Consider the following 4,672-nt stretch of genomic DNA (forward strand, 5'->3'; position numbering starts at 1 on the left):
TGATTTCTCTGATGAATAATTAAATGACGAATGTAAACGATAATAATTATTATAAGCGTCGCATTTTATGCAGAAGCCAAATTAAACTGCAAGCCGAATTCATAGGGCAAATAGGTTAAGGATTAGACGCTTAGCCTTGCGGTTAGCAGGGAAATAAAACGAGCAGAAAAATAAAAAAGCCCGCAACCAAGGTTACGGGCTTAATAACAAAGAAAAAACTTTCACCGGGGCCGATGCCACGGTAGCGATTACTGGCCGAACATATCCTTGATCCAGCCGGCGACGCCATCGCCATCTTTTTGCTCACCCGCCGCCGGTTGTTGCTGTTGCTGCTGTTGCTGCACCGCCGCCTGGCTGGCCTGGCACAATCCCTGCGGATTGTCGGTCCAGACCGGGATGGTGCGCCAGCTGCCGCCGCCGCAGATAAAGTTGCCGGCAGAGTCGATGCTCATCTGGTTAATGCCTTCCGGCGGCTGCAGCATCAGCGGCAGCGGCGTCTGGTTTTCCAGATAGCGGCGATACAGGGTCAACGCGCCGTTGGCGCCGGTCAGCTTGGCCGGGCCGTTGTTATCGCGCCCGACCCAGGCGATCGCCACTTCCTTGCCGTCGATGCCGGCGAACCAGCTGTCGCGCAGATCGTTGGTGGTGCCGGTTTTCGCCGCCAGGTTGTAGTTCGGGAACTTCACCGACAGCGAGCGGGAGGTCCCGCGCGCCACGCCCTGCTGCATCGCGTACAGCGTCAGGTAAGCGGCCTGCGCCGGCACCATGCGCTCCGCCTGCGGGAAGCTCTGGTACAGCACCGTGCCGTCTTCGGCGATCACCGAACGCACCGCCGACAGCGGCGCACGGTTACCGCCGCTGGCGATGGTCTGGTATTCCTGCGCCACTTCCATCGGCGTCAGGCCGATCGCCCCCAGCAGCATCGAAGGCACCGGATTGATCTCCGCTTTCGGGATCCCCAGGCGTTGCAGCGTGGCGCTGATCTGATCCAGCCCGACCGACAGGCCGAGGTTCACCGTCGGCACGTTCAGCGAGTTGGCCAACGCATCCACCAGCATCACCTGACCGCGGAATTTGCGATCGTAGTTGTTCGGCTGCCAGACGGCGCCGTTCGGCTGTTTCAGCGACAGCGGCGCATCCGCCAGCCAGGTGTTGAGACGGTATTTATCCGGTTCGGACAGCGCGGTCAGGTACGTTGGCGGCTTGGCCAGCGAGCCGACCAGGCGTCGCGCCTGCATGGCGCGGTTGAAACCGGCGAACTGTGGGTTGGCGCCGCCGACCATGGCGCGCACTTCACCGCTGAAGCGATCGACGATCACCATCGCCGCTTCCAGATCCTGCAGGTGACGCGCGGCGCGCAGCGCCGGGATGCCGTCTTCGACCGCTTTTTCCGCCGCGTCTTGCGACACCGGATCCAGCGTGGTGAAGATCTTCACGCCGGACAGGTCATTGACCTTATCGCCCAGCCTGGTTTGCAGTTCCTGACGCACCATCTGCATAAACGCCGGCTGTGGCGTAATGACGCCGCCTTTCGGCTGTACGCCCAGCGGACGCGCGCTCAGCATGTCATACAGCTCGCCGTCGATCACCCCCTGGTTCTGCAGCAGTTTGAGCACCAGATTGCGGCGTTCCAGCGCCAGTTTCGGGTTACGCCACGGGTTATACAGCGACGCGCCCTTGACCATGCCGACCAGCAGCGCCTGCTGATCGAGGCTCAGCTCATCCACCGGGCGGCCGAAGTAATACAGGCTGGCCAGCGGGAAACCGCGGATCTGGTCGCTGCCGCTCTGGCCGAGGTACACCTCGTTCAGATACAGCTCCAGGATGCGGTCTTTGCTGTAACGGTAATCCACCAACAGCGCCATATAGGCTTCGTTGGCCTTACGCCACAGCGAACGTTCGTTGGTCAGGAACAGGTTCTTCACCAGCTGCTGCGTCAGGGTACTGCCGCCCTGCACCGCACGGCCGGCGGTCAGGTTGGCCAGCACCGCGCGGCCGATGGAGTATGGGCTGATGCCGTCATGCTCGTAGAAGTGGCGGTCTTCCGTGGCGATCAGCGTGTCCACCAACAGATCCGGGAAACCGGAACGCGGCACGAACAGGCGCTGTTCACCGTTCGGCGACTGCAGCATGGTGATAAGACGCGGATCGAGGCGGAAGAAGCCGAAGCTGCGGCCGCTGTCCAGGTTTTCGATCTTCGCCAAACGGTTGTTCTGGAAATCGAGGCGGGCGCGGATCTGCCCTTCTTTACCGTCCGGGAAGTCGAACGGGCGACGCAGCATCTCGATGCTGTTGGCCTGCACGGTAAACTCGCCCGGACGCGTCATGCGGCTGACCTGGCGATACTGCATGCCTTCCAGCAGGTTGACCATCTCCTTCTTGCTGTACGGCATCCCCGGTTCCAGGTTGACCATGCGGCCGTACACCGCCGCCGGCAGCTGCCAGACTTTGCCGTCGATGCGGCTGCGGATCTGCGAGTCCAGGTAGACGCCATAGATCGCCAACAAGACGGCGAGCACCAGGATCAGTTTGATAATCAGGCCGAGCCAGCGGCGTTTTTTACGCGGCGGAGTCGCTTTTACCTTACGCGGCATGCGTTCCTCCTCCTCTTCATACTCATCATCGTCATACTCGTCTTCTTCGTAATCGTCATAATCGTCGTCTCGGCGACGGCGCGGCGGCTTGCGCGACGCGGTGCTTTTTGGTTGTTTTCCTTTGCGCCCGATGGGCTCGCGGTCATCCCCAGCCATGGCTGTTGTTCTCCGAGCTTGCCGACACTGCCGGCCATGATTAGTCGCTTAATCTGTGCCGACGCCGCAGCGCTGACCAGAAGAAACATCTGAATTCCAAACCTTGAATGATCGCGACCTACTGATATTTCTTCGTTCGGCGCGTCGGTACCGCCGTGGCCGGATCGTCCGGCCACACGTGTTTCGGGTAGCGGCCCTTCATCTCTTTTTGCACCTCGCGGTAGGCGCCTTGCCAGAAGGCCGCCAGATCGCCGGTGATTTGCAACGGCCGGTGCGCCGGTGAGAGTAACTCAAGCACCACCGGGATGCGACCCTCCGCCAACATTGGGCTGCGCTGCTCGCCGAAAACCTCCTGCAAGCGCACCGCCAGCGCCGGCGGTTTACCGGCCTCATAACGGATCGGCAGGCGGCTGCCGGTCGGCACAGTGTAATGAGTGGGTAACGCATTATCCAGCCGCTGCTTTTGCTGCCAGTCCAGCAGGCGGGACAGCGCCTCGGCGATGTTGACCTGCTTCAAGCCGCGCAGATCGCGCACGCCGTTCAGCGACGGCAACAGCCACTGCTCCAGCGCCGCCAGCAGCGGCTCTTCATCCATCGCCGGCCATTCCGCCTCCGGCAGCCAGGCTTGCGCGCACTGCAGGCGCACCCGCAATTGTTCAGCGGCGCCCTCCCAGTTGAGCACCGCCAACCCCTGCGCGCGCACCCAGTCGAGCAGCGCCTGCTGCAGCTCTTCGTCCGCCGGTTTGGCCAGCGGCTGAGCGCGCAGCGTCAGACGACCGATCTGCTGGCGTTTCCAGGCGCGCAGCGTGCCCTTTTCTTCATCCCACTCCACCGCCGTGCGCTGCATGACCATCGCCGGCAGCTGCGCCGCCAGCGCTTCGATGTCCACCGGCAGCGCCAGCAGGATACGCGCATCGGGGCTGTTGTGGCCCTGCAACAGGCTGGGAACGATCAGCCAGGGGGCGCGCGACAGCGCCTCGTCCTGATTCATCGCCGCGCCCAGGCCGTTGGCCAGCAGGTAGCGGCCGTCCTGGCCACGCCGCTGGGCGATGCGATCGGTAAATGCCTGTGCCAACAGACGCGGCGCCAGCTCGACGTCGACTTGCCCCGCACGTTGCGGCAGGCGTTTGGCCAACTGCGCGGCGCGCTGCCGCCAGTTCGCTTGCGGGCGGCTCAGCCAATAACCGATATCCATCTGCCCGCCGCGCGGCGGTTCTTCCAGCAACGCCGCCAACAATGCCGCCGTCGCCAGCCCGTCGGCGCTCAGCGTCGCGCCGGCGACCAGCATCGCCGCCAACCGCGGCTCGCACCCCAACGCAGCCATCTGGCGCCCCGGCGCGGTGAGTTTGTCGCCGTCATCCGTAGCCCCCAGGCGGCGCAACAGCGCCCTGGCCGCCGTCAATGCCGCCGCCGGAGGCGCATCAAGCCAGGTCAGTTGCGCCGGATCGTGGCAACCCCACTGCAACAGTTCGAGCCAGAAGCCGGTGAGATCGCTCTGCAAAATGTCCGGTTCGGCATGTTCCGCCGCGCGCTCCGCCTGTTCTTTGGCGAACAGATGCCAGCAAAGGCCCGGCTCCAGGCGCCCGGCGCGCCCGGCGCGCTGCACCATCGAGGCCTGACTGATGCGCTGCGTCGCCAGCCTCGTCAAACCGTTGCGCACGTCGTAACGCGCCACGCGCTCCAGACCGCTGTCCACCACCAGCCGAATGCCCTCGATCGTCAGGCTGGTTTCGGCGATGTTGGTCGCCAGCACCACCTTGCGGCGACCAGGCGCCGCCGGCTGAATCGCTTTTTGCTGTTGCGCCAGAGGCAAAGCGCCATACAGCGGGCAAAGATCGGTATCGCTCGCCACCTCGCCGGTCAATCGCTCCAGCACCCGATTGATCTCCGCCACGCCCGGCAGGAACAGCAGCAAAGATCCC

Annotated in this window: 2 protein-coding genes; both read right to left on the reverse strand. The window is 63.5% G+C overall.

What is annotated here, in order from left to right; translation table 11 throughout:
* Positions 1 to 248 precede the first annotated feature (248 nt).
* Positions 249 to 2,750: a bifunctional glycosyl transferase/transpeptidase gene (gene mrcB, locus ADK28_RS23670; protein ID WP_016930056.1), complete on the reverse strand. Its 2,502-nt coding sequence runs from the start codon at positions 2,748 to 2,750 to the stop codon at positions 249 to 251.
* Positions 2,751 to 2,868: 118 nt separating this feature from the next.
* Positions 2,869 to 4,672, reverse strand: a 1,804-nt coding sequence (gene hrpB / locus ADK28_RS23675; protein WP_048796844.1) for an ATP-dependent helicase HrpB, incomplete at its 5' end; no start/stop codon positions are given.

This window comes from Serratia sp. 506_PEND (assembly GCF_001076875.1).
Taxonomy (GTDB): domain Bacteria; phylum Pseudomonadota; class Gammaproteobacteria; order Enterobacterales; family Enterobacteriaceae; genus Serratia; species Serratia marcescens.